Origin of the sequence: Polaromonas sp. CG_9.11 (assembly GCF_015752225.1) — a bacterium.
In the GTDB taxonomy this organism is placed as follows: domain Bacteria; phylum Pseudomonadota; class Gammaproteobacteria; order Burkholderiales; family Burkholderiaceae_C; genus Polaromonas.
The window spans coordinates 200,131-224,745 of sequence record NZ_JADOVE010000001.1 but is presented as its reverse complement, the minus strand read 5'-3'; the positions used below and the strand labels follow the sequence as shown (position 1 = coordinate 224,745).

Sequence of the window (24,615 nt, the reverse complement as noted above, 5' to 3'; positions counted from 1 at the left end):
GCCCATTCATGACAAAGCGCGGCTTCTTGCCCCCGATTCCGTTCCCGCGCCTGTTCCCGTTCCCCCTCCCGCCAATCCCGTTCTGGCTGGGCCTTTGGGCGTCAGGAAAAACGGGATCAGGGCCGCGCGCTGTCTGAGCCGAAGGCGAGTTTGCGCGGACCCCCGTTTTTCCTGGCGCTCAAAGGTTGCCCGTAGCGCAGCGCAGGGACCCAGACAGCCGGGTCGCCTTTCTTTTGCCTACTTTTCTTTGGCGAAGCAAAGAAAAGTAGGTTGCCGCCGGGCAACCCCCGGCCAGCAGGCCCAAGCAAAGCTCAACGCGAACAAATCCGCAGCTGAACGGATAACAGGCGCAACACCATGAACCTGTCCGGCCCCTTCATCGACCGCCCTATCGTTCATGCACAAGCGGGGGTTCCCGCACCCGAATCCGCATCCGTTCCCGCTCCCGCCAATCCCGTTCTGGCTGGGCCTGCGATGAGCGGTAAAAGCGGGATCAGGGCCGCGCGCTGTTTGAGCCGCAGGCGAGTTTGCGCGGACCCCCGCTTTTGCTTCTCATCACAGGTTGCCCGTAGCGCAGCGCAGGGACCCAGACAGCCGGGTCGCCTTTCTTTTGCTTACTTTTCTTTGGCGAAGCAAAGAAAAGTGAGTTGCCGCCGGGCACCCCCCAGCCAGCAGGCCAACGCAAAAAAAAACCAGGCCCAAGTAAAAAAACGGTCAGCTATAAATTCAATAGCTACCAACGACCACCCAACCTGCGCAAAAGCAGCTTTCCATATAAATTCAGCAAGTAAACCAGCAGGGGCCAAGCGATGAACCTGTCCGGCCCCTTCATCCACCGCCCCATCGCCACCATCCTCCTGACCCTGGGCCTGGCCCTGGCCGGGATAGGCGCCTTCTTCGTCCTGCCTGTCTCCCCCCTGCCCCAGGTCGATTTCCCGGTCATCTCGGTCAGCGCCTCGCTGCCAGGCGCCTCCCCCGACACCATGGCCAGCAGCGTCGCCACGCCACTCGAAAGACGCCTGGGCGTGATCGCCGGCGTCAACGAAATGACCTCCAGAAGCGGCACCGGCTCGACCCGCATCAGCCTGCAGTTCGAACTGAACCGCAAGATCGACTCGGCCGCCCGTGAAGTACAGGCCGCCATCAACGCCTCGCGCGCCGACCTGCCCGCCACGCTGCGCAGCAACCCGACCTACCGCAAGGCCAACCCCGCCTCGTCGCCGGTCATCATCCTGGCGCTGACCTCCAAGACCCGCTCGCCCGGCCAGATCTACGACGAAGTCTCCAGCCTGGTGCAGCAAAAAATCGCCCAGGTGCCGGGCGTCGGCGATGTCGAACTCGGTGGCGGCTCCTTGCCCGCTGTGCGCGTCGAGCTGCTGCCCTTCGCCCTGAACCGCTACGGCGTCAGCATGGAAGACGTTCGTGCCGCGCTGCAGGCGGCCAATGCCAACCGGCCGCGCGGCGCGATTGAAGGCAACGGCCAGCGGCTGCAGATCTATGCCGCCGGCAACACCGCATTGGGCGGGCTGCGCGCGGCCGATTACCGGGGGCTGGTCATCGCCTGGCGCAACGGCGCGGCGATCCGGCTGAGCGATGTGGCCGAGGTTAGCAATGGCGTGGAAAACACCAACACGCTCGGCCTGTTCAACGGCCAGCCGGCGGTCGTCGTGCTGGTCACGCGCCAACCCGACGCCAACGTGATCGCCACCGTCGATGGCGTGCGCGCGCTGTTGCCCGAGCTGCAGGCGCAACTGCCGCCGGATGTGGATCTGCAGGTGGCATCGGATTCGACCAATTCGATCCGCGCCTCGCTGCACGAAATCGAGGTCACGCTGCTGATCTCGATTGCGCTGGTGGTGCTGGTGGTCAGCGCATTTTTGCGCAGCGTGCGCGCCACCTTCATTCCGGCCGTGGCGACCGTGGTGTCGCTGCTGGGGACGTTTGGCGTGATGTATTTGCTGGGCTTCAGCCTGAACAACCTGAGCCTGATGGCGCTCACGGTGGCGACCGGCTTCGTCGTCGATGACGCCATCGTGGTGCTGGAGAACACCAGCCGCCACATCGAAGCCGGCATGGACCGCTTCAAGGCAGCGCTGCTGGGCGCGCGCGAGGTCGGCTTCACCGTGCTGTCGATCAGCCTGTCGCTGGTGGCGGTGTTCATTCCGCTGCTGTTCATGGGCGGGCAGACCGGCCGGCTGTTCCGCGAATTCGCCGTCACGCTGTCGGCGGCGGTGATGATCTCGCTGGTGATCTCGCTCACCACCACGCCGATGATGTGCGCCTGGCTGCTCAAGCCGCCGTCGAGCAATCAGCCGCCCGGACGTATTTCGCGGGCTTTCGAAAACACCTTCAAGCGCCTGCTCAAGAGTTATGAAACCGCACTGGACTGGGCGCTTTCAGCCAAACTGCTGGTCATGCTGAGCCTCTTGGCCGTGATCGGGCTGAATGTTTATCTGTACATCGCCGCGCCCAAGGGATTTTTTCCGCAGCAGGACACCGGCCAGATCAACGGCTTCCTGCGCGCCGACCGCAGCATTTCCTTCCAGTCGATGCAAAGCAAGCTCAAGCAGCTGGTGGACACCATCCGCGCCGACCCGGCGGTCGATACCGTGGTCGGCTTCACTGGCGGCTCACGCGCTGGCGGCGGCTTCATGTTCATCAACCTCAAGCCAGTCGCGCAGCGCAGCGACTCGGGCCAGGCGGTGATTGCGAGGCTGCGCCCGAAACTGGCGCAGGTCACCGGCGTCAGCATCTTCCTGAATCCGGTGCAGGACTTGCGCGGCGGCGGCCGGCAGAGCAATTCCACCTACCAGTACACGCTGAAAAGCGACAACGCCGCCGACCTGAAACGATGGGCGACGCGGCTGGCCGACCAGATGAAGGGCGCCAGCGCACTGACTGACGTGGACACCGACCAGGAAGAAAACGGCGTCGAGACCATGGTCACGGTGGACAAGGAAAGCGCCGCGCGGCTCGGCGTGAGTTCGCGCGACGTCGACAACGCGCTGTACAACGCCTTTGGCCAGCGCCAGGTGGCGACTATCTATGGCGAGATGAACCAGTACAAGGTCATCATGCAGGTGGCGCCGCGCTACATCGGCAGCCCCGAGGCGCTGAAGGACATTTATGTGCCGGCCAGAAACACGGCCGCCGCCAGCACGGCTTCGGGCGCTACCGGCACGTCCGTCGTGAACCCTGCCCTGCGCGACCCGTCGTCTGGCCAGGTGCTGACCACCGCCGTCACCACCATGGTGCCGCTGTCAGCGATTGCCAGCTTCAGTGAAAATTCGGCGGCGGCATCGATCAGCCATGAAGACGGCGAACTCTCGACCACCATTTCCTACAACCTGGCCACCGGCAGCACGCTCAGCGATGCGCAGGCCGCCGTCCGGGAATCGGAAGCCGCGATCGGCCTGCCCAACAACGTGCGCGGCAGCTTTTCGGGCACGGCGCTCAGTGCGCAGCAGTCGCAGGGCGAGCAGCCGCTGTTGATCCTGGCGGCGCTGGTGGTGATCTACATCGTGCTTGGCATTTTGTACGAAAGCCTGATCCACCCGCTGACGGTGATTTCGACGCTGCCGTCGGCTGGCGTGGGCGCGTTGCTGGCGCTGCTGCTGTTCAAGATGGACCTGTCGATCATTGCGCTGATCGGCATCTTTTTGCTGATCGGCATTGTCAAGAAAAATGCCATCCTGATCATCGACTTCGCGCTGGACGCCGAACGCGCGCGCGGCTTGACGGCCGTGCAAGCGGTGCGCGAGGCTTGTTTGCTGCGTTTTCGGCCGATCCTGATGACCACGATGGCCGCCATTCTGGGCGCGCTGCCACTGGCCATCGGCTTTGGCGAAGGGGCGGAACTGCGCCGGCCACTGGGCATCACCATCATTGGCGGACTGATCGCCAGCCAGTTGCTGACGCTCTTGAGCACGCCGGTGGTGTATGTGCTGCTCGACAAGCTGCGCCGCCGCAGTGTGTCGGAACGCCACCTGAGCCGCCATCCGCACGAGCCGCCTGAGATGTCGGATATGGCGCCGCACCCTCTTGCGCCCTCTCCCTCTGGGAGAGGGCTGGGGTGAGGGCCAGCGGACGCAAAACCATCATAAAAAATCCTGTGCCTGGTCAAGCCCCACCCCGCAACCGTCGGTCCCGCAAAGGCCGGAATGACGAATTCATAAAGCCGCCCATGCGTTCAAAACTGCCTTTTCACCTTTTCACGGTTGCCGCACTGGTTTTAGCGGTCAGCGGCTGCGCCGTCGGCCCCAATTACCAGCGCCCTTCCACGCCGGACATCAGCGCCTTCAAGGAAGCCGCTGGCTGGGTGCCCGCTGCCCCCGCCGATGCGCTGGAACGCGGCCCCTGGTGGTCACTGTTCGGCGACCCGGTGCTCGACCAGCTGGCCGCGCGGGTCGAGGTGTCGAATCAGAACGTCGCGGCAGCCGTGGGCGCTTATGCGCAGGCGCGCGCACTGGTGCGTGAACAGCGGGCCTCGATGTTTCCCTCCGTCACGCTCAATGGCGGAGCCAATCGCTCGCACAGCAGCTCGGGGAGCAGCTCGACCAGCGTCAACGGCGGCAGAACGGGCCACAGCTTCAGCGCCAGCATCGGCACGAGCTGGGAGCCCGATGTGTGGGGCCGATTGGGCCGCGCGGTGGACAGTGCCTCGGCCAGCGCCCAGGCCAGCGCCGCCGACCTGGCGTCGGCCCGGCTGTCGGCGCAGGGGGAACTGGCGATCAATTACCTCACGCTGCGCCAGGTGGATGCGCAAAAAGCGCTGCTGGAAAACACGCTGGCCGGATTTCAGCGCACGCTGGAGATCACACAGAATCGCTACAGCGCCGGCATTTCGGCCAAAACCGACGTGCTGCAATCGCAAACCCAGCGGGCCAATGCGCAGGCCGACGATGCCGGGCTGGTGCGCCAGCGCGCGCAACTCGAACATGCCATCGCCGTGCTGGTGGGCGAAGCGCCGGGCAATTTTTCACTCGCGCCTGCCGCGTGGAACCCCCGGGTGCCCGAAGTGCCGCCCGGCGTTCCGTCCACGCTGCTGCAGCGCCGCCCCGACATTGCCGCTGCCGAACGCCGCGTGGCCGTGGCCAACGAGCAGATCGGCATTGCGAGAAGCGCCTATTACCCCAGCCTGCCGCTGGGTGCGTCGTATGGATTCGGCGCCAGCCGCGTGGCCGACCTGTTCAGCGCGTCCAGCAGCGTCTGGTCGCTCGGCCTGTCGGCGGCGCAAAGCCTGTTCAATGCCGGCGCCACCACCGCACGCGTGCAAGGCAGCGAAGCCGCGCATGCGCAAGCGGTGGCGCGTTACCGACAAACCGTGCTGACCGCCTTCCAAGGCGTTGAAGACCAGCTGGCCGCCACCCGCGTCCTGCTGATCCAACAGGATTTGCGCCGCCAGGCGTCCGAAGCCGCCGACCAGGTCGAGCAGCAGGTGTTGAACCGCTACCGCAGCGGCCAGGTCAGCTACACCGAAGTCATCACCGCCCAGGCCACCGCACTGAGTGCGCGCCGCGCGCTGGTGCAGGCCATGGCCGACCGCCAGACCACGGCCGTGGCGCTGATCCAGTCGCTCGGCGGCGGCTGGCAGGCAGGGCCATGACGCTGGCGGCGCCCGGCACCAACGGTTGATCTTTCTGGACGGGGTTCATTGGATAACTGCCCTGCAACACCGGCCAGGCAACATTTTTGCCAGGCGTTGCGCTGACGATATGCCCCATGTTCCTGAAAATCGTCTGCAACGACCCATTGTTGACCTGGATCAGCATGCCCCTAAAGCGAATGGGGGATAGTCCCATCAACAAAGGGAGCGACCACCATGAAACTGATGACTGACCTGTTTTCCACCGACTATGGCCTGATGAGCATCATCGGCATTGCCTTCATGATGGGCATGGGGGTGTTCTTTCTTCGCCTGTTCACGGGCAAGATGAAGCACGATCCGACGGTCTCCCGCAAATAAGCTGCCCGCGTGCCTGCGGCACCGTCGGTTAACGACCAAACAGGCACTTTGCGCAATACTGGCGAACGTAGGTAGCTATAAAAAATATAGCAGTTTATCTAAACACCGGCGGGTTGTTCCCGCTGATGCAGTGCCGCCAGAAAAAACCGCGTGGCTTCGATCAGCGGCCTGTCCCTTCGGGTGATGGAGCCAAACGATTCCATCTTGTGCCGGATGGGGCATGGCAACACCCGGAGCAGCCCATGGCGCGCGTAGGTGTCGGCAATCGACAGCGGCACGACGCCGATCATGTCGGTTTCTGCAATCAAATTGGTGGTGGTCAGGATGGACGCGGTTTCGATCAGGCCCCGTGGCAAGGGTGCCTGCTGCATCCTGAATTCCTGTTCCAGCACCTCGCGCATCGGGCTGCCGGTGGGCTGCAATATCCACGGGTAGCCCAGTAAACGGTCAAACGGCACTGATTTCTGCCGGGCCAGCGGGTGATGCATGCCGACGACAATGGCCAGTGCCTCGTTTTCGAGCGGCGTGAATTCATAGTCGGCCCACTGCCCGCCGCGAATCCGCCCGACCGCCACAGCCAGCACGCCTTCTCGCAGCAGCTCCAGCAGCCGGTCGCTGGTGTCGAGCGTGACATCGAGCGACAGCAGCGGATAGGCTTTTTTCAGCGCGATGATGGCCTGCGCCAGCAAGGTCGGCGACGGCGCCATGATGCTGTCCACCGACAGGCGGCCCGAACTTCCCAGCTGCAATTCAGCCAATACCCGGGTCATCGACTCGATGGAACCCCGCATTCCCCGGAAATAGCCCAGCACGCTGGTCGGCGGCCAGGTGCAGATGAGTTTTGACACCGATGCCATCGGTCATCGGCCAGATCAGGAATGGCCGCATGAAACCCCTGACGGTAGCCAGCACCAAACGCAATCCGCAACGACCCAATGTGCCCGCCATGGCGGAAGCCGGTCTCAAGGGTGTGGAAATGAATGCCTGGTACGGCATTTATATGCCCGCCTCGACACCCAGGGCAGTGCAGGATCGCGTGTACACCGAAGTGACCCTGCTGGCCATGCCTGAAACGCACAGCCGGCTGAGCGCCATCGGCGCCAACCTGACGCCGATGACGCAGGCCCAGTTCGCTGCCTTTCACACGGCGGAAAACAAACGTTATGCCGAGCAGATCACCCGCAAAAACATCAAGCTGGACTGAAGCCATGAACACGCAGCAGAACCCGGTCACCGCCCTGACCCTGGGCGACGCGGCCGGTATTGGCCCCGAGCTGATCGCCCGCCTCCTCAGCCAGCCTGGCATCACGGACGGCGCCAACATCGTGCTGGTGGGTGACGCCTGGCTGTGGCAGGACGGCCAGGCCATTGCCGGCCACCGTATCGCCACGCAAGCCGTTGCGTCGCTGGCCGAAGTGTGCAGCCGCGCGGTCCAGCATCTGCCCGCATTTCTGGCCGTTGACACGATTCAGCCGGCAGACGTACAGCGCAGCCAGGCGCTGGCCGCCTGCGGCACGGCGGTGCTCAAGGTGCTCGACCTGTGCATGGACGGCGCCAAGCACGGCGAAGTCGATGCCATCTGTTTTGCGCCGTTGAACAAGCAAGCCATGAAGATGGGTGGCATGCAGCATGAGAACGAGTTGCACCACTTTGCCGACTACCTGGGCGTGACCGGCTATTTTTGCGAGTTCAACACGCTGGGCGACCTGTGGACTTCGCGCGTGTCGTCGCACATTCCTCTGAAAGCCGCTGCGGCCATGCTCAGCAAGGAACGCACCGTGGACGCTGCCCGGCTGATCTACCAGTCGCTGCAAGCCAGTGGCACGGCCGCGCCCAAGGTGGCGATTGCCGCCTTCAACCCGCATGGCGGCGACGGCGGCGTCTGCGGACAGGAGGAAATCGACATCATTGCGCCAGCGGTTGAAGCGCTGCACGCCAGCGGTTTTCCGGTCGATGGCCCCTTTCTGCCAACACGATTTTCCTGAAAGCACATGACGGCCACTACCAGGCCATCGTCACCATGCACCACGACCAGGGCCAGATCGCCATCAAGCTCATGGGTTTCAGCAAGGGCGTGACGGTGCAGGGCGGCCTGCCGATGCCCATCACCACACCGGCGCACGGCACGGCTTCATTCCCGAAAACCCGGGAGTCATCCCCATGAAAATCAAATCCGTACGCGCCCGTGTTTTTGAGTGGAAGGGCAAGACCGTTCCGCCACAGGGCAATTTCTGCTCCAACGCCATGGACCTGGTGTATTCCAACACCGAATCCATGCGCACCCTCCGCTTTCATTCGTGGTCGGTGGTCGAGATTGAGACCGACGACGGCATCACCGGTCTGGGCAATGTCGCCCTGGCCCCGGCGATTGCCAAGGCCATCATCGACCAGTATTTGACCCCGCTGGTGCTGGGCCAGGACCCGTGGGACTACGAATACCTGTGGCAGCGCATGTACCGCGCCACCCACGCCTGGGGCCGCAAGGGCGTGACGATGGCGGCGATTTCGGCGATTGACCTGGCGATCTGGGACATCCGGGGCAAGTCGGTCGGCAAGCCGGTGTTCAAGCTGCTGGGCGGGCGCACCAAGGAAAAATTCCGGTCTGTTACTCCAAGCTCTACCGCATCAACCTGGACGAGATGCAGGCCGAGGCGCAAAAATACCTGGATCAGGGCTTCACCATGTTCAAGTCCCGCTTCGGCTATGGCCCCGCGCACGGCACGAAAGGCGTGGCGATTCGCGAGGTCATCGGTTACGACAACGACCTGATGCTGCAGTGCGACATGGGCTGGATCCTGGAATACGCCAAGCGCATGCTGCCCAAGCTGGAAAAGTTTGAGCCGCGCTGGCTGGAGGAACCCGTGATTGCCGACGACATCGACGGCTATGCCGAGCTGAACCAACTCACCAGCATCCCGATTTCGGGCGGCGAGCATGAGTTCAGCCTCTGCGGCTTCAAGCAGTTGCTGGACAAAAAAGCCGTCAGATTGGTGCAGTACGACACCAACCGCGTCGGCGGCATCACGGCCGCGCACAAGATCAATGCGCGGTGCGAAGCCCACAGCGTGCCCGTCATTCCGCACGCCGGCCAGATGCACAACTGCCCCCTGACCATGAGCACGCTGGCATCGCCGATGAGCGAATACTTCCCCATGTTCGACGTCGAAGTCGGCAACGAGCCGATCTATTACATCTTCGACGGCGAGCCGGTGGCCGAAAACGGCTTCGTCCAGCTCGACGACCACAAGACCGGCCTGGGCTTGACCCCGAAGACCGGGTTCCTGGACCAGTTCAACATCATCGAGTGACCATGACAGCACGATACCAGGGCGTATTTCCGGTGGTGCCCACCACGTTCAAGGACGCAGGCGAGCTTGATTTGCCGAGCCAATTGCGCTGCATCGACTTCATGGTCGACGCCGGCTTCACCCGCCTGTGCATCCTGGCAAACATTTCAGCGCAGTTCCTGCTGTCAGACGCCGAGCGCGAGGTGCTGACGGCCGCCATCCTCAAGCATGTGGCGGGCCGCGTGCCGGTGATCGTCACCACCACCCATTTCGGCACTCAGGTCTGCCCCGAACGCAGGCGCCGCGCGCAGGACATGGGCGCAGCGATGGTGATGGTGATGGTCAAGCCGCCCTACCACGGCGCCACCTTGCGGGCCAGCGAGGAAAAGATCTACGAGTTCTATGCCGCGCTGTCGGACGCCATCGACATTCCCATCATGATCCAGGATGCGCCCTGAGCGGCACGCCGCTGCCGGTGCCCTTCCTGGCGTGAATGGCGAAAGAAATCAAGCAGGTGTCGTATTTCAAGATTGAGACCGCAGGCGCGGCGTCCAAGCTGCGCGAGCTGATCCGCCTGGGCGGCGATGCGATTGAGGGCCCGTGGGACGGCGAGGAAGCCATCACGCTGCTGCCCGACCTGGATGCCGGCGCCACCGGCGCCATGACGGGTGGCGCCTTCCCCGACGGCATCCGGTTGATCATGGATGCGTAAACCTCTGGCAACCGAGAGGAAGCCCTCGCCCAATACACCCGCTGGCTACCGCTGATCAATTATGAAAACCGCCAGGGCGGCATCCTGACACCCAAGGCGCTCATGAAGGCCGGCGGCATCATCGACTGCGAAGCACCACGACATCCGTTTCCGGCCATGCACCCCGAGGTGCGCCAGGGCCTGCTGGAAACCGCCCGGCGGCTGGACCCGATAGTGCGGCGCTGGGGAAAATGAAAGGGCACGTAATTGCTATGTATTCAATAGCTATAGATACCCAAGGATACTGCGCAAAATCCTATTTTCATCAATAAATAGCTCTCGCGCCGGGTTCAAGACCGTATAGTGTCGGCCACCCGCTCGGCACAGGCCCTGGCCTGCGCGGCATCACGTGCCTCGACCATCACGCGCAGCAGCGGCTCGGTGCCGCTGGCCCGGATCAGGATACGTCCGGTGTCGCCCAGTTCGGCCGTCACCGCTTTGGTTTGCGCCGCCAGCTCGGTGCTGTCTTTCCAGTTCTGACCCGGCTTGAGCCGGACATTGATCAGGGTTTGCGGAAACAGCACCACATCCGACAGCAGTTCCGACAGCGTCTGCTGGCTGCGCACGCAGGCCTGCAGCACCTGCAGCGCACTGATCAGGCCGTCGCCGGTGGTGTGCTTGTCCAGCGCCAGCAAATGGCCCGAGCCCTCGCCGCCCAGCAGCCAGCCGCGCTTTTCGAGCTCTTCAAGCACGTAGCGGTCACCGACCTGGGCGCGCACAAACTCGAGGCCTTTGGCTTTCAGCGCCACTTCCACGGCCATGTTGGTCATCAGGGTGCCGACGGTGCCAGGAACCTTTTCGCCACGTGCCAGGCGCTCGTTGACCATCAGGAACAGCACTTCATCGCCGTTGAACAACCGGCCTTCGGCATCGACTACCTGTAGCCGGTCGGCGTCTCCATCCAGTGCGATGCCGTAGTGAGCGTTGTTGGCGCGCACGGCCGCCACCAGTGCATCCGGATGGGTTGCACCGAAACCGTCGTTGATGTTCAGGCCATCAGGCGCGCAGCCAATGGCGATCACCTCCGCCCCCAGTTCATGAAACACCATGGGTGCGATCTGGTAGGCCGCCCCGTGCGCGCCATCGACCACAATCTTCAGGCCTTTGAGCGTGAGGTCGTTGGCAAACGTGCTTTTGCAGAATTCGATATACCGTCCGGCAGCATCGTCAAGCCGACGGGTTTTTCCGAGTGACGCTGAATCTGCCCAGACTGGCGGCTCATCAAGTGCGGCTTCCACCGCGGCCTCCCATTCGTCGTTGAGCTTGGTGCCATGCGCACTGAAAAACTTGATGCCGTTGTCGGCAAAGGGATTGTGGCTGGCACTGATCACCACGCCCAGGCTGGCGCGCTGCGCCCGCGTGAGGTAGGCAACGCCGGGCGTCGGAAGCGGGCCGAGCAGCACCACGTCAACGCCGGCTGAGTTGAAACCGGACTCCAGCGCGCTTTCCAGCATGTAGCCTGAAATCCGGGTGTCCTTGCCGATCAGGACGGTCGGGCGTGCTTCGGTCCTGCGCAGCACACGTCCCACTGCATGGGCCAGTCGAAGTACGAAATCAGGCGTGATGGGGGCCTGGCCTACCGTGCCGCGGATGCCATCGGTGCCAAAATATTTTCTTGTCATGGGTGTTGATTTTTGAAGTTGTCCAGCAGTGTTCAGCCCAGGAAAGGCACGACTTGGCACTGATTTTATGGCCGTCCTTTGGACTTGGACGGTGTGATTACCATTTACTGTGCACCGCAACAATCAAGCATCCGGCGCCTGCGGCTGTCAGCTGGCGGCTTTCCAGACTTTCAGCGCCTGCACAGTTTCCCGTACGTCATGGACTCGCACGATACGCGCCCCCCGTTCGACGGCAAGCAATGCGGCCACCACGCTGGGAACCATGCGCCCCGCAGGCGAAGCAGTTGCCGGATCATCGCAAACCGCCGCCAGCGATGATTTGCGCGACCAGCCCGCGAGCAGCGGATAGCCAGCCGCCAGCAATTCACGCTGGCGTGCCAGCAGGGCAAAGTTCTGCTCGACGGTCTTTCCGAAACCAATACCCGGATCCAGCACAATACGGGATTTTTCGACACCCAGGGCTTGCAGGCTGCGGGCTGCCTGCTCCAGAAAAGAAAGCACTTGAGGAAGTACATCACCCTGCATGGGCGTTGTCTGCATGGTTTGCGGCTCGCGATGCATGTGCATCAGGCAGACACCGCAGGACGCATGTGCCGCCACGGCCTGCAGTGCGCCAGGCTGGCGCAGCGCCCAGATGTCGTTGATGATGTCGGCGCCAAGATCAAGTACGGCGCGCATGACCTCGGGCTTGTACGTGTCCACCGAAACCGGGACGCCCAGGGTGACGGCATGGCGAACCACCGGAAGCACGCGGGCCAACTCCTGCTCCAGCGGTACCGGCCATGCGCCAGGACGGGTGGATTCGCCTCCTATGTCAAGCAGGTCCGCACCGTCGTGGACCAGCTTTTCACAATAGGCCAACACGGCTGACAAGTTTTCTGTGGCGGCGTCATAGCGTCCACCGTCAGAAAACGAATCTGGCGTCACATTGACAATGCCCATGACGCGGGGTTGCGACAGGTCGAGCTGAAAGCGCGAGGTTTGCCAGATCACAAAATTTCCTTGCTGGTGACAACGGGTTGAACGATGAAGCGGGTCGTGGCCAAAACGGCAGCCCCAAAGAAAAACCGGGGACGGGCCCCGGTTTCTAGGTTGTGCGGCTAACTTGACGGTTCAATCAGGCAGCGTTGGGCGCCGGGTCAGTCGTGACCGCTGGACTGCCACCACTGGGGCCGGTGCCGCCGCTGCCAACGGAAGGATTGCGCGGCGTCCAGTCCTTGGGAGGACGTGGCTCCTTGCCGGCCATGATGTCGTCCATCTGCTCGACGTCAATGGTTTCCCATTCCAGCAAGGCCTTGGCCATCGCGTGCATCTTGTCCTTGTTGTCTTCGATCAGCTTGCGGGCTATGTCGTATTGCTGGTCAATGATGCGGCGCACCTCGGTGTCGACCTTTTGCAGCGTGGCTTCACTCATGTTGTTGGTCTTGGTCACCGACCGGCCCAGAAACACTTCGCCTTCGTTCTCTGCATAGACCATGGGGCCGAGCGCATCGGTCATACCGTAGCGCGTGACCATATCCCTGGCCAGTCCCGTGGCGCGCTCGAAATCGTTGCTCGCGCCGGTGGTCATCTGGTTCATGAACACTTCTTCAGCAATACGGCCACCGAACAGCATGCTGATCTGGCTGAGCATGTATTCGCGGTCATAACTATAGCGGTCCTGCGCTGGGAGGCTCATCGTGACACCCAAGGCACGGCCACGCGGAATGATGGTCACCTTGTGCACCGGATCGCACTTGGGCAGCATCTTGCCAAGCAGTGCATGGCCAGACTCATGGTAAGCCGTGTTGCGACGCTCTTCCTCGGGCATGACCATGCTCTTGCGCTCGGGGCCCATCAATATCTTGTCCTTGGCTTTCTCAAAATCCTGCATCTCCACCGTGCGGGCACTACGGCGCGCGGCCATCAGGGCGGCTTCGTTGCACAGATTGGCCAGATCGGCGCCAGACATGCCAGGGGTACCGCGCGCAATCACGCTGGCGTTCACGTCCTGGCCCAATGGAACCTTGCGCATGTGTACATTGAGAATCTGTTCGCGGCCGCGAATGTCAGGCAGCGTGACATACACCTGGCGGTCAAAACGGCCTGGGCGAAGCAAGGCCGCATCCAGAATGTCGGGGCGGTTGGTGGCAGCCACCACGATCACGCCAACATTGGTTTCAAAGCCGTCCATCTCGACCAGCATCTGGTTCAAGGTCTGCTCGCGCTCGTCATTGCCACCGCCCACACCGGCACCACGCTGGCGGCCAACGGCGTCAATTTCGTCAATAAAAATAATGCATGGCGCATTTTTCTTGGCATTGTCGAACATGTCGCGAACCCGGGCAGCGCCCACGCCGACGAACATTTCAACAAAGTCGGAACCGGAAATCGAGAAAAACGGGACCTTGGCTTCGCCAGCGATTCCCTTGGCCAGCAAGGTTTTACCCGTACCCGGGGGGCCAACCAGCAGCAAGCCGCGGGGAATGCGACCGCCGAGTTTCTGAAACTTGGCCGGGTCCTTCAGGAAATCGACCACTTCCTTGACTTCTTCCTTTGCCTCGTCGCAGCCCGCGACGTCAGCAAACGTCACGGTGTTGGTGGATTCGTCCAGCATGCGCGCCTTGGATTTTCCAAAACTGAAGGCACCGCCCTTGCCGCCCCCCTGCATTTGCCGCATGAAATACACCCACACGCCAATCAGAAGCAGCATCGGTCCCCAACTGACCAGCAGCGTCATGAGCAACGAGCCTTCTTCACGCGCCTTGACATCAAACTTCACATCGTTGGCAATCAAATCGCCAATCAAACCACGATCCAGGTAGGTGGCGGTAGTCCGGATTTTGCGGTCGTCGGTCGTGGTAGCCACAATTTCAGTGCCCCCCTGACCTTCGGCAATGGTCGCCGCCTTGATGCGCTTGCCGCGCACCTCTTCAAGGAACTCGGAGTAACCCAAGTAATTAGAGCCAGTGCCAGAGCGCGTGTCGAATTGCTTGAACACGGTGAAAAGCACCATGGCAATGACCAGCCAGATTGCTACTTTAGAAAACCACTGATTATTCAAGGACTGCTCCGATATATGAATCCAAAACCGACTGCATCGCACATGCGCCTTATTTTAGGCGTTTCAAGAGGCTAAACCGACGATTAAGGCTTTGCGTCCCTTTGCATGGCACGGATTTAACAGGATGTTTTCAGTTCCAGTAACTGGATTTCATCTTCACGTCACATTTTCAGACTCTTGCCAACCAGAAAGGTTTCAGAAGAATTTGACCGTGAAGCCTTGGGTTTTATGCGTTTGACGACTTTGAAAGTGGATTGAAAAAGCTTGACGAGGTCGTCATAGCCGCTGCCGTGAAACAGCTTCACCACCAGCGAGCCGTCCGGTTTCATGCGGGACTGGGCAAACTCCACCGCCAGTTCGACCAAGTGGGCGATGCGCGCTGCATCCACCGACTCAATGCCGGACAGATTGGGTGCCATGTCCGAAATCACCAGATCAACCTTGACGGCGCCCTGCTCCGAGCGCAAGGCCAGTTCCAGTTTTTCCAGCACGTCGGGTTCCCGGAAATCGCCCTGGATGAAGGCTACGCCTTCAATGGGTTCCATGGGCAACAAGTCCAGCGCAATGATGCGGCCATTGAGCGCGCCCGCAGCGGCGCCGGTCGGCGAGAGCTTGCGCCGCACATACTGGCTCCAGGCGCCGGGCGTGCTGCCCAAATCGACCACGCAGTCGCCAGGCTTGACCAAACCCAGCGTCTCATCCATTTCCTTGAGTTTGAAGGCCGCACGGGCCCGGTAGCCCTCTTTGCGGGCCTGCTTCACATAAGGGTCGTTGATATGGTCGTGCAACCACGCCTTGTTGACTTTTTTACCTTTTGCATCACCCTTGACCGCCACCTTTGGGGTCGATTTGGGGAGGAGCTTGTGGTCTGACTTGGCATTTACTTTCATGGCGCCTATTGTCGTCTTCCCGACACCACCGATAATTGCGTATGGCTCAAATACAACTTACCCCTGCCCAGCGCAAAGACCACCGCGCTGAAGCGCATCATCTCAATGCCGTCGTGATGATTGGCTCTGACGGCCTCACCGACAATGTAAAAAAGGAAATCGACGCTGCACTGTCCGCCCATGGCCTGATCAAGGTCCGGGTCCAGTCCGACGACCGCGCAGGCCGCGAAGACATGTTCCGCTCCCTGGCCGAGGAATTTGACGCCGCGCCCATCCAGCACATTGGCAAGCTGCTGGTGTTCTGGCGGCCGGTTCCCGAGAAAGAGAAAAAAGTCACCGAAGACCGCATGGCCGGCCCGCGCGATGTCAAGGTGCTCAAGAACAGTTCGCGCTACGGCCAGCGGCCGGAAGTCAAGACCTTGCGCGTGCTTGGCAACCAGCGCCTCACCCCGGGTGGCAGCGTCAAGCGCGCCAAGCCCCGGCAGCAAGTCAGCGTCAAGAAACGCTCGCAAGACTGACCTTACCCCCAAGCCTTTAACCGACCTCGCTGGTCGGTTTTTGCATTTTCGTGGCCAAAACAACCTGCGGCCTTTAGATTCCCCCTACCCGCCCACAGCTAACCGTGATGACCAATCCACTCCTCGATTTCTCCGACGTTCCCCTGTTTGACCAGATCCTGCCCGCGCATGTCGGCCCGGCGATGGACGACTTGCTCGCCAAAGCCGAAACGGCGCTGGCGCAGGTCACGGCGGCCGACTTTGCAGCGACCTGGAGCGGCATTGCCGGCGTGCTCGACGTGGCCACCGAAAATCTGGGCCGCGCCTGGGGGGCCGTCAGTCACCTGAACAGTGTGGCGGACACACCCGAGTTGCGCGCCGCCTACAACGCCGCCCTGCCCCGTGTCACCGAATTCTGGACGCGCCTGGGCGCCGACGAACGCCTGTATGCCAAGTACAAGGCCATCGACGTGGCGAGTCTGAATGACGAGCAGCGTCAGGCACACAAGAATGCCATCCGCAACTTTGTGCTCTCGGGTGCCGAACTGACGGGTGCAGCCAAGGAGCGATTCGCGCTAATCCAGGAGCGCCAGGCTGAACTCAGCCAGAAATTCAGTGAAAACTCGCTTGACGCCACCGATGCCTTTGCCTATTACGCCACCGATGACGAAATTGCAGGCGTTCCAGAAGACGTGTTGCAAACTGCCAGGGCGCAGGCCGAGGCCGAGGGCAAGGCCGGCTACCGGCTGAGCCTGAAAATGCCAAGCTACCTGCCGGTGATGCAGTTCGCCGACAGCAGCAACCTGCGTGAAAAGCTTTACAAGGCCTACACTACGCGCGCCAGCGACCAAGCACCGGCCGAATTCAGCCAGTTTGACAACAGCGCCGTGATGCGCGAAATCCTGGCCTTGCGCCAGGAAGAATCGCGACTGCTGGGTTACCAAAATTTCGGCGAAGTCTCGGTGGTGGCCAAGATGGCCAAGTCGCCTGAAGAAGTCGTGACCTTTCTGCGCGACCTGGCCCGGCGCGCCCGGCCATATGCCGAAAAGGACATCGCCGACCTGCGCAGGTTCGCGGCCGAGAAACTGAACCAGTCGGACCCCAAGCCTTGGGACTTTGCCTACATCGGAGAAAAGCTCAAGGAAGAGCGTTATGCCTTCAGCGAGCAGGAAGTCAAGCAGTACTTCACCGCGCCCAAGGTCCTGGCAGGCCTGTTCAGGATTGTCGAAACCCTGTTCGAGGTGCAGATTCGCGAGGATTCAGCGCCTGTGTGGAAGCCCGGCGTGGCTTTTTATCGCATCGAGCGCGATGGCCAACTGGTCGGCCAGTTTTACCTTGACCAGCCCGCCCGTACCGGCAAGCGCGGCGGTGCCTGGATGGACGATGTGCGTGCCCGCTGGTTGCGCCCCGATACCGGCAAGCTGCAAACGCCTGTTGCCCATTTGGTGTGCAATTTTGCCGACAGCGTCGGCGGCAAGCCGGCGCTGCTGACACATGATGACGTGACCACGCTGTTTCACGAATTTGGCCACGGACTGCACCACATGCTCACGCAGGTCAACGAGCACGATGTTTCGGGCATCAGCGGCGTCGAATGGGATGCGGTCGAACTGCCAAGCCAGTTCATGGAAAACTTCTGCTGGGAGTGGGAAGTGCTCGGGCAAATGACGGCGCACGTCGATACTGGCGAGCCGCTGCCGCGCGCACTGTTTGAAAAGATGCTTGCCGCCAAGAACTTCCAAAGCGGCATGCAGACATTGCGCCAGGTCGAGTTTTCGCTCTTTGACATGCTGCTGCACACCTCGCACAACCCGGACGAGGACCTGATGGGCCTGCTCAATGAGGTGCGCCGGGAAGTGGCGGTGATTTCCGCGCCGGCCTACAGCCGCACGGCACATACTTTCAGCCATATCTTCTCAGGCGGCTACGCAGCGGGCTACTACAGCTACAAGTGGGCTGAAGTGCTTTCGGCCGACGCGTATGCGGCTTTTGAAGAAACCGCAGCCGCCAACGACGAAGCAGGAAGCGGCAAATCGACGGTCAGCGTGGAAGCCGGGAGAAAGTACCGCCAGGCCATCCTCGAAGCGGGCGGAAGCCGCCCCGCCATGGAGTCGTTCAAGGCATTTCGAGGCCGCGAACCTTCACTCGACGCCTTGCTGCGCCATCAGGGCATGGCTTGAAACCCTTGCTGAAAATACTTTGCATGACTGGACCGGTCCCATGAAATCAAGCGCATTGTGTTTTTCCGGATGCAAGGCACTGCTGGCGCTGGGGCTGGCAGCCGGCGCACTGGCTTCATTGCAGGTGCAGGCGCAGCAGGTTTACCGCATTGTCGGGCCCGATGGCAAGCTGACCTTTTCAGACCGTCCGCCACCCGCGGCGGCCCCCCATGCAAGTATCAGCGAAGCCAACGCCTATGGTGGCACGAGCACCCCGGCGCGCGCCGGCCTGCCGTTCGAACTCCGACAGGTGGCGCTCAAATACCCGGTGGTCCTGTACACGGGCGACAACTGCTTACCCTGCGGCGCGGGCCGCTCGCTGCTGACCACCCGGGGCGTTCCATTCAGCGAAAAAACGGTCACGACGGTCGCTGACACCGAGGCGCTGCAGCGCCTGAGTGGTGAAGCGTCACTGCCCTTCCTGACCATAGGCAGCCAGCAGCTCAAGGGCTTTTCGGATGCCGAATGGACCCAGTTCCTGAACGCCGCCGGTTATCCAAAGTCTTCGGTCTTGCTGTCCGGTTACCAACTGCCTGCGCCCGTGCCGCTGGTGGCCGGCTCACCCTTGCCGGCGCCGCCGCCTTATGGAGAAAGCAAAGCGCCGAAAGCGGCGACAAAAACCCCTGCGACACGTCCGGTACAGGCGCCTGCCGACAGCAGCAACCCGGCCGGCATCAAATTCTGATCGATGTGAAGACCATGTTATTAGAGCCCGCCGATCAACAGATCGGTTACGGGCAAGCGCTGCGTCATTGCTGAAGTTTTTTGGTTGCACGTTTGGCACTATGCGGCACACAAAGGCCGCCATGCACCAACGAAACAGCGAAGAAATCACCTTCCGCAAGCTGGAGGTTCTGCTGGCGTACATGGAAACCGGCAACCAGACGCGTGCGGCCGAGTTGCTCAATGTCAGCACGGTCAGCGTGCACTGCGCGCTTCACTGCCTGCGATCAAAGCCTTGACCATCGCACGAGCGGCTTGACCGTGAATGTCCGAGACCAGCACATTGAGCCGGATGCCCGCATCGGCCAGCCGTTTGTGCAGCCGGTTCTACTCGCTTGCCAGCATGCCGCCGAGCTTTTGTCGCTGGCGGGCAATCAAACGCTTGTAACGGATGTCGGCCTGCGAGATGAAGGACGCGCGCAGCAAGCCCGCACGCGCCAGCGTGGCGAGCCACTGCGCATCGGCCACATCGGTCTTGCGCCCAGGCGCAGTTTTGACGTGCCGGGCATTGAGAACTCAGGCAACGATGCCTACTTTTTCCAACGCTGCAAACGGACTTTTCCAGTAAATGCCCGTGCTCTCCATGACCACCACCTCGGGAGCAATTGACTTGGCCCACTCGGCCAGCACCCGACGGTCACGCTTGAAGTCGCCAAATTCGCGTGAGTCCACAGTCACCCATCCGTCGGGCTGCTCGGCTACCGCAAAGGCGCTGATCTTGGCTTGGTGAACGTCCAGTCCAATGACGCGTTTATAGATCGGCGTGAGTTCCATCACGCTTCTCCTTGAACGAAAAACACGACACTCCAAGGCGTGTCGTCGCCCAAGGGGGCCTCCATTGAACGGCCTGTCAGGCAAGTCTGACGGCGCTTTTTAACGTGCGCTGTCAGACACCTCGCAAGAGGCGGTGCCAAGCAATCCGGGGTACGAGTCAATGGTGGCGGGTCGAGTTAGGTTTCGCGGTCCAAAGCCATCAAAAGTTTTCGCGACCTCCGCCTCTGGGCGACTACACACCCTCGCAGTGTCTTTCATGATCCGGGGTGCTGCACGCCTTGCTGCATGAAAGTTAGGCGGGTGTCCCGCGACCGGGGGCGAGTTTGAGACTGCATGCTTGCTCCATAAAATCGCATTGAAAGCAAAGATATTCGAGCAGGCCGGCCAAATCAATGAACCTTGCCGTGGATTCATTACGCTGCGCGCAAAGGTTGCAGCCGGGAAAGACACCAACGCCATGAACGGCGGTGCCCGGCAGGCATACGGGGCAAGCTTCAACGCGTTCTGCTGCGTCGTTTCGACACCGTCCGCCAGCGCCAGACCAGCGAGATCACTGCATAGCTGAGCAGCCCCATCAGAACGGCGGTGATGCACAGCCCGACCACCAGCGGCCTGCCCAGGGCGGCGATGCGCTGCCACAGGCTCAGGGTGTTTTCGATCTCCTCCGTGCCGATGACTTCGAGGTCTTTGTGCACTGCCTTCTCGCCCGTGACCCAGATGCCCAGCCGGTAGGCGCCGTAATAGATCGGGGCGAAGGTCAGCGGATTGCTGACGAGCGTGCTGGCCACGGCAGCCGGGACGTTGGCGCGCAGCAGCATGGCCGCTCCCACCGAGAGCGGAATCTGAGCCACCGGAACCAGCAGGCCAAAAAAGACGCCCACGGCCACGCCCATCGCCACGCCGCGCCGGGACCAGTGCCAGAGCTTGGGCTGGTCCAGCCACGGGCCGAGCCAGGCCAGCCAGGGGTTGCGGCTGATCTGCGCACGGCTCGGGATGCGGGCGCGCAATCGTTCAAGCAGGCTCATGTGTCATGGTTTCCGGGTGGACAAGCAGCTCTGACGTTACGCATCACGGCTGCTGACGAACAAAGACAAGGACAACGCGCCCGTCAATGGAAAGGCGCTTAAAACACCAGGGTTTCAACGCCCTCGTCCGTTCCCAGCAAACAAACATGCGCCTTTTGGAACGCAAACACTCCCACCGTCACCACGCCGGGCCACTGGCTGACCAGCGACTCGAAGGCCAGCGGATCGGCAATCGTCAGGCCGGTCACGTCCAGGATGTGCTGACCGTTGTCGGTGACCAGCGGCTGGCCGCCCTTGTGGCGCACGGTGGCCGCGCCGCCCATGGCCTCGAATTGGCGCGCAATGCGCCGCGTGGCCATCGGAATGACCTCGACCGGCAGGGGAAAGCCGCCCAGCGTGGCGACGTATTTGGACTTGTCGGCAATGCAGATGAAGCGGCGCGACTGCGCGGCAACGATCTTCTCGCGCGTCAGCGCCGCGCCGCCGCCCTTGACCATGTGGCCGGCGTGGTCGATCTCGTCGGCGCCGTCGATGTACACCGCGAGTTCGTCGACTTCGGCGGCATCAAAGACCTTGATGCCCAGCGCCTGCAACCGCTCGGTTGAAGCGTTCGAGCTGGACACGGCACCTAGAATCCGGTCCTTCATCGTCGCCAGCGCGTCGATGAACTTGTTCACCGTCGAGCCGGTGCCGATGCCAACGATGCTGCCGTCCTCGATGTAATGCAGGGCGGCCTGGCCAACCAGGGTTTTGAGCTCGTCTTGGGTCATGGTGTGCTTTGTTGGGGAAATGCAGTTGGGATGAAACAGTTTTTGCGACAATCGCGGCTCATGCCTTTCGGGCCCAAGCGCTTCGCCAAGCCCACACAAATCCACCGCTCTCAGCCCGAATTATCCAATGTCCCTGTTCCCCTACGCCCTGGCCCGTCCCTTTTTATTCGGGTTCGACCCCGAGACCGCCCATGACCTGACCATGGCGTCACTGGCGCGCACCCAGGGCACGCCGCTGTCAGCCCTGTATTGCGGTACGCGGGTCAACGATCCGGTCGAGCTTGCCGGCTTGAGCTTTCCCAACCGGGTGGGCATGGCCGCCGGGCTGGACAAGAACGCACGCTGCATCGACGGCCTGGCCGCCATGGGATTCGGCTTTGTCGAGGTCGGCACGGTGACGCCCAAGGCGCAGCCTGGCAACCCGAAGCCGCGTATGTTCCGCCTGCCAGAGGCCAATGCATTAATTAACCGCCTGGGCTTCAACAACGACGGGCTGGACGCTTTCCTCGTCAATGTGCAGAAGTCGAGCATTCGCAAGCCAGGCGCGAAAAGCTCGCTGCTGCTGGGCCTGAACATCGGCAAGAACGCCGCCACGCCGATTGAAAATGCGGTGGACGACTACCTGATCTGTCTTGATGGCGTGTACCCGCATGCCGACTACGTCACCGTCAACATCTCCAGCCCCAACACCAAGAACCTGCGCGCGCTGCAAAGCGACGAGGCGCTAGACGCCCTGCTCGGCCAGATTGCCGAACGCCGCGAAACGCTGGCCAGCCGGCATGGCAAGCGCGTGCCGATTTTTGTCAAGATTGCGCCCGACCTGGACGACGCGCAGGTCGAAGTGATTGCCGCCACATTGAAACGCCACGCGATGGACGGCGTCGTGGCCACCAACACCACGCTGGGCCGCGACGCCGTCAAGGGCCAGCGCCATGCCGAGGAGGCCGGCGGCCTGAGCGGCGCGCCGGTGCTGGCGGCGAGCAACCGCGTCATCGGCCAGCTGCGCGCCGCACTGGGCACGGGCTTTCCCATCATTGGCGTGGGCGGCGTGATGAGCGGGCTGGACGCGGTGTCCAAGATCAAGGCCGGCGCCGACGTGGTGCAGATCTACACCGGCCTGATCTACAAAGGCCCGGCACTCGTCGCCGAGGCTGCAAATGCGATTAAAAAGTGCCGTTAGCGCAATAGCGGCGTGTGCGAGCAGCTATTATTTTGATAGTTTCAAACGATTGAAAAGCTGCTTAACGGTTGCCTGAAAGTGCGCCAGGGCATGTACGTTGATTTCCATGCTGTTGTGACGCGTGAGTTAGCGCATGGCGCGACACCACTTGGTTGCCACGCGACCGCTTTGCGCGCACTCAACGCGGCATCCAGCCCAGGCCGGCCGAAGTTCCTCCTGGCTCGCCGCCCTTTTTCGGACGGTATTCGCAGCCAATCCAGCCGTCCCAGTTGCAGGCCGCCGACACCTCATCGATCACACTGAACAGGTAGGGGTAATTTATTTCGCCGATGTCGGGTTCGTGGCGCTCGGGCACACCGGCCACCTGGAAGTGCCCGACCGTGCCGGTGGGCAGGTACTTGCGGATTTTCATCGCCACATCGCCTTCGACGATCTGGCAGTGGTACAGGTCCATCTGCACCTTGAGGTTGGTCGCGCCGACCTGGGCAATGATCTCGTGCGCATGGTCCTGCCGGTTCAGGAAGAAACGAGGAATGTCCCGTGCATTGATGGGTTCGATCAATACGTCGCAACCTCTCTGCGCGGCCTCTGCTGCGGCCCAGCGCAGGTTGCTTGCATAGGTCGGTTGCACTTCCTCGCGCTCCTGCCCCGAAGCGATCAAGCCCGCCATCAGGTGGACGCGCGGGCAGTCCAGCGCCTCGGCGTAGTCCAGCGCAAGCAGCACCCCAGCGCGAAACTCGGCCTCCCGGCCCGGCACCGACGCCGTACCCCGGTCACCGGATTTTTCCCAGGCCGTGGCAATGGAGGCGGCATCGGTGCCACCGGGTGGCGCATTGAACAACACTTGTTGCAGGTCGTTGATCTTCAAACGCGCAGCCAGTTCCGCTTTGTCAAAGGCGTAAGGAAAGAGAAATTCGACGGCTTTGAAACCATCGCCGGCAGCCGCTTCAAAGCGTTCCAAAAACGGCAGTTCGGGGTACATCATGGACAGGTTGGCTGCAAATCTCGGCATGGCGGTCTCTGGATTGGGTTTAAAAATGATTCAAAATAATAGCTGCTCGCGCAGGCAGGGAAAGGGCAGCAGGCCGACTTGCCCCACAAGCCGCCTACCAGCGCGCACCGAAAGTCTGGCGCAGTGCTTCGATCTGCTCCCCGCACAGGGGCAACGGCGGTTCCTTTGCCAACGTCATCAGCCGCGCAGTTTCTTCCAGCTCTTCCAGCACGGCCATGGCCGCTGCGGGGCTCTGATGCCAGACATTCGGTCCGAGCCGGGCCAGCATCACAGCGCGTATGGGCATACCCTGCCGCCCGTAATGCGTGATGGCCTGCGCCACCTTCGCCGCTGCTGCGGAATCGCCGGGCCGGTGGTATTCAATGAGTGGCACATGACCCACCTTCATGACAAAGTAAGGCGTGATGGGCGGCAACAATTCTTCGCCCACCGCGCGCAGGCTCAATGCGACGCAGTGCGTGCTGTGGGTATGAATCACGCACTGCGTTGACGGATCAAACGGTTCGGCCGAGGCGTAAATGCCGGCATGCAGCGCAATCGTCTTGCTGGCCGTGTCGCCACTCAGCTGCTTCGCGTTGGCATCGAGCCGCGACAGCCGCGCGGGGTCCAGAAAGCCCAGGCAGGCATCGGTCGGTGTGATCAGAAAGCCCCCGCCTTCGGACGCAGCCAGCCGCACGCTGATATTGCCAGCCGTGGCGTGCACATAACCCCGGTCAAACAGGCTTTTGCCCACACGGCAAATTTCTTCGCGTGCCTGGGTTTCGCTCAGCCCAGTCATGTCGCCCGCCAAACAACCACAAGAAAGACCCAGGTTCGCATGGGTGGCAGTGCCGCTATAAAGCGGCAAACGTGGTGGC

General features: G+C 61.9%; 16 protein-coding genes and 6 pseudogenes. 12 read left to right on the top strand and 10 right to left on the bottom strand.

Features of this window, described 5'->3' with window-relative positions:
* The first annotated feature begins 809 nt into the window (after window positions 1–809).
* From IWX85_RS01120 to IWX85_RS01110, 3 genes are all read left to right on the top strand, one after another.
* Window positions 810–4,076, top strand: a complete 3,267-nt coding sequence (locus IWX85_RS01120) for an efflux RND transporter permease subunit (RefSeq protein ID WP_231379440.1) — start codon at window positions 810–812, stop codon at window positions 4,074–4,076.
* A gap of 107 nt (window positions 4,077–4,183) precedes the next feature.
* The gene (locus IWX85_RS01115; protein ID WP_196868449.1) at window positions 4,184–5,605 is read left to right on the top strand and encodes an efflux transporter outer membrane subunit; all 1,422 of its coding nucleotides are present in this window, start codon (window positions 4,184–4,186) and stop codon (window positions 5,603–5,605) included.
* A gap of 216 nt (window positions 5,606–5,821) precedes the next feature.
* A complete protein-coding gene (locus IWX85_RS01110) occupies window positions 5,822–5,965 on the top strand; it encodes a DUF3149 domain-containing protein (protein WP_196868448.1) in 144 nt (47 codons plus the stop codon).
* 98 nt (window positions 5,966–6,063) lie between these two features.
* Here the strand turns inward: IWX85_RS01110 and IWX85_RS01105 are convergent, their stop codons facing one another.
* A complete protein-coding gene (locus IWX85_RS01105; RefSeq protein ID WP_370584163.1) occupies window positions 6,064–6,813 on the bottom strand; it encodes a LysR substrate-binding domain-containing protein in 750 nt (249 codons plus the stop codon).
* Between IWX85_RS01105 and IWX85_RS01100 the strand changes: the two are divergent.
* The 4 pseudogenes from IWX85_RS01100 to IWX85_RS01085 all read left to right on the top strand — a co-directional run.
* Window positions 6,779–7,169 (top strand): annotated as a pseudogene (locus IWX85_RS01100) (Bug family tripartite tricarboxylate transporter substrate binding protein); the annotation flags it as partial. The gene IWX85_RS01105 and the pseudogene IWX85_RS01100 overlap by 35 nt on opposite strands.
* Before the next feature lie 4 nt (window positions 7,170–7,173).
* Window positions 7,174–8,096: pseudogene (locus IWX85_RS01095) on the top strand (4-hydroxythreonine-4-phosphate dehydrogenase PdxA); the annotation flags it as partial.
* Window positions 8,097–8,125: 29 nt separating this feature from the next.
* Window positions 8,126–9,273: pseudogene (locus tag IWX85_RS01090) on the top strand (L-rhamnonate dehydratase).
* Window positions 9,274–9,275: 2 nt separating this feature from the next.
* Window positions 9,276–10,198 (top strand): annotated as a pseudogene (locus IWX85_RS01085) (dihydrodipicolinate synthase family protein).
* 95 nt (window positions 10,199–10,293) lie between these two features.
* Here IWX85_RS01085 and glmM read toward each other — a convergent pair.
* From glmM to IWX85_RS01065, 4 genes are all read right to left on the bottom strand, one after another.
* Window positions 10,294–11,625, bottom strand: a complete 1,332-nt coding sequence (gene glmM, locus IWX85_RS01080) for a phosphoglucosamine mutase (RefSeq protein ID WP_036810667.1) — start codon at window positions 11,623–11,625, stop codon at window positions 10,294–10,296.
* 147 nt (window positions 11,626–11,772) lie between these two features.
* The gene (gene folP, locus IWX85_RS01075; RefSeq protein WP_196868447.1) at window positions 11,773–12,618 is read right to left on the bottom strand and encodes a dihydropteroate synthase; all 846 of its coding nucleotides are present in this window, start codon (window positions 12,616–12,618) and stop codon (window positions 11,773–11,775) included.
* Between the two features lie 124 nt (window positions 12,619–12,742).
* Complete coding sequence (ftsH, locus tag IWX85_RS01070; RefSeq protein ID WP_196868446.1) at window positions 12,743–14,668, bottom strand: ATP-dependent zinc metalloprotease FtsH; 1,926 nt, start codon at window positions 14,666–14,668, stop codon at window positions 12,743–12,745.
* A 161-nt stretch (window positions 14,669–14,829) separates the two neighbouring features.
* Complete coding sequence (locus IWX85_RS01065; RefSeq protein WP_196868445.1) at window positions 14,830–15,558, bottom strand: RlmE family RNA methyltransferase; 729 nt, start codon at window positions 15,556–15,558, stop codon at window positions 14,830–14,832.
* A gap of 41 nt (window positions 15,559–15,599) precedes the next feature.
* Here IWX85_RS01065 and IWX85_RS01060 point away from each other — a divergent pair, with 41 nt between their 5' ends.
* The 4 genes and pseudogenes from IWX85_RS01060 to IWX85_RS01045 all read left to right on the top strand — a co-directional run.
* Window positions 15,600–16,076: a YhbY family RNA-binding protein gene (locus IWX85_RS01060; protein WP_036810657.1), complete on the top strand. Its 477-nt coding sequence runs from the start codon at window positions 15,600–15,602 to the stop codon at window positions 16,074–16,076.
* 107 nt (window positions 16,077–16,183) lie between these two features.
* The gene (locus IWX85_RS01055; RefSeq protein WP_196868444.1) at window positions 16,184–18,235 is read left to right on the top strand and encodes a M3 family metallopeptidase; all 2,052 of its coding nucleotides are present in this window, start codon (window positions 16,184–16,186) and stop codon (window positions 18,233–18,235) included.
* A gap of 40 nt (window positions 18,236–18,275) precedes the next feature.
* Complete coding sequence (locus IWX85_RS01050) at window positions 18,276–18,959, top strand: glutaredoxin family protein (RefSeq protein WP_196868443.1); 684 nt, start codon at window positions 18,276–18,278, stop codon at window positions 18,957–18,959.
* A 121-nt stretch (window positions 18,960–19,080) separates the two neighbouring features.
* A pseudogene (locus IWX85_RS01045) lies at window positions 19,081–19,221 on the top strand (LysR family transcriptional regulator); the annotation flags it as partial.
* Here IWX85_RS01045 and IWX85_RS01040 read toward each other — a convergent pair.
* From IWX85_RS01040 to rpiA, 3 genes and pseudogenes are all read right to left on the bottom strand, one after another.
* Window positions 19,217–19,771: pseudogene (locus IWX85_RS01040) on the bottom strand (transposase); the annotation flags it as partial. The pseudogenes IWX85_RS01045 and IWX85_RS01040 sit on opposite strands and share 5 nt — an antisense overlap.
* Before the next feature lie 494 nt (window positions 19,772–20,265).
* A complete protein-coding gene (locus tag IWX85_RS01035; protein ID WP_196868442.1) occupies window positions 20,266–20,796 on the bottom strand; it encodes a DUF2062 domain-containing protein in 531 nt (176 codons plus the stop codon).
* Window positions 20,797–20,894: 98 nt separating this feature from the next.
* Entirely contained in the window at window positions 20,895–21,566 is a 672-nt protein-coding gene (gene rpiA, locus IWX85_RS01030) for a ribose-5-phosphate isomerase RpiA (protein ID WP_036810649.1), read from the bottom strand.
* 127 nt (window positions 21,567–21,693) lie between these two features.
* On the opposite strand from rpiA, the gene IWX85_RS01025 reads away from it, so the two are divergent.
* Window positions 21,694–22,746 carry a quinone-dependent dihydroorotate dehydrogenase gene (locus IWX85_RS01025; protein WP_196868441.1) on the top strand — a complete coding sequence of 351 codons (1,053 nt, stop codon included), beginning with the start codon at window positions 21,694–21,696 and terminating at the stop codon, window positions 22,744–22,746.
* A gap of 178 nt (window positions 22,747–22,924) precedes the next feature.
* Here the strand turns inward: IWX85_RS01025 and otnI are convergent, their stop codons facing one another.
* Entirely contained in the window at window positions 22,925–23,758 is an 834-nt protein-coding gene (gene otnI, locus IWX85_RS01020) for a 2-oxo-tetronate isomerase (RefSeq protein WP_036810643.1), read from the bottom strand.
* Between the two features lie 94 nt (window positions 23,759–23,852).
* The gene (locus IWX85_RS01015; RefSeq protein ID WP_036813731.1) at window positions 23,853–24,527 is read right to left on the bottom strand and encodes an aldolase; all 675 of its coding nucleotides are present in this window, start codon (window positions 24,525–24,527) and stop codon (window positions 23,853–23,855) included.
* Window positions 24,528–24,615 lie beyond the last annotated feature (88 nt).